At 48.8% G+C, this 1,488-nt stretch carries 1 protein-coding gene; it reads left to right on the top strand.

What is annotated here, in order from left to right:
- The first annotated feature begins 85 nt into the window (after positions 1–85).
- Positions 86–1,096, top strand: coding sequence for an IS110 family RNA-guided transposase (locus J0A65_RS23305; protein WP_206596672.1), 1,011 nt, complete (start codon positions 86–88; stop codon positions 1,094–1,096).
- Positions 1,097–1,488 lie beyond the last annotated feature (392 nt).

Below are 1,488 nucleotides of genomic sequence, written 5' to 3' on the forward strand. Positions count from 1 at the left end.
TCTGAATAATCCTCTAATCAGCCTCGCGGATCAGCTACAGCTATTACGCTGTAAGTGAGATCCAACAAGCTGATCGGAGGCTGACATGAACTACTATAGCGCAATAGATCTTCATTCCAACAATAGCTACCTGGTCATACTTGATCAGGACGACAACACCATCATCGATAAACGACTTCCCAATGACCTGGACCGTATTCTGTTGGCTCTGGCGCCGTATAAAGAGCAGATACAGGGGATTGCCGTTGAGTCTACCTACAATTGGTACTGGTTGGTGGATGGTTTGATGGAGGCTGGTTATCGGTTACATTTGGTTAACACTACCGCAGTAAAAACTTACTCTGGTCTTAAGCACGCCGATGACAAAGATGATGCCAAGTGGCTTGCCCATCTGTTGCGGTTAGGGATCCTGCCCACCGGCTACATCTACCCCAAAGACATCAGGCCACTAAGGGACAGATTGCGCAAACGCTTGCAACTGGTTCAGCAGAGGACTAGGAACCTGTTAAGCCTGAAAAGTTTCTATGCCAGGCAACTAGGACGCTCCATCTCAACTAACGACATCCATCGGGACGTGACGGATTTTCAGCTCGGGGATCCGCAGCTCAATGCCATTATCCGGCCCAACATCGAACTGTTTGTGTTGCTCAGTCATCAGATTGAATTGATTGAACGCTCACTCTGGCAAGGTTTTTTTAAGGGGCAACAAGAGTTTAAACTGGTTCGCTCGATACCGGGTATTGGCCAAGTCCTTGGTATGACCATCTTACTGGAAACCGGCGATATCCAGCGATTTGCCTCGGCGGGCAACTTTGCCTCCTATGCTCGGTGTGTGGAAAGTAAACTTATTAGCAACCACAAAAAGAAAGGCCAGAACAATAGAAAGTGTGGCAATCGTTATCTGTCCTGGGCGTTCCATGAAGCCGCCCACCATAGCCTGGCCCACTATCCGCCTATCAAAGCCTTCTATGCCAGTAAGAAACGTAAAACTAACGGGATGGTAGCGATACGGGCTGTGGCGCATAAGCTCGCCAGGGCTTGTTATCATGTGTTGAAAAAGAAAGAGCCGTTTACGATGAATCTGGCGTTTCAATAAGTTTAGGAAGGGCCAAGCCAATCAAGGGGTTGGCTAACAACCAGAGACTCTGAATGGATGGCCCTTCCGCCTGCGTTATCCTGTTCGCCCCTGGACTGAGCCACTTAGGGTTGGACGCTGTATGAGCCACCAAATCTGTTAATCTTTATCAGATGGACAGCTCAGGGTACCGGAGATTTTTTGGAACGCTTGTGCGTTTGGGGCTCATTCGCAGTTTGAATGCCGCCTAGATCCAGATGGGTGACTGGTGCGAACGGAATTGACACCGCACGACGAAAAAACGACGCGAAACAGATTACCGGGCGGAAATTCACTTTCTCACATCCCGATATCATTTAAATACCGGGAAGAATTCTGCTGTTTACTTGACACGGCTGATTAATGGGTGACCC

The sequence above is a fragment of the Bowmanella yangjiangensis genome, from assembly GCF_017255015.1.
GTDB lineage: Bacteria > Pseudomonadota > Gammaproteobacteria > Enterobacterales > Alteromonadaceae > Bowmanella > Bowmanella yangjiangensis.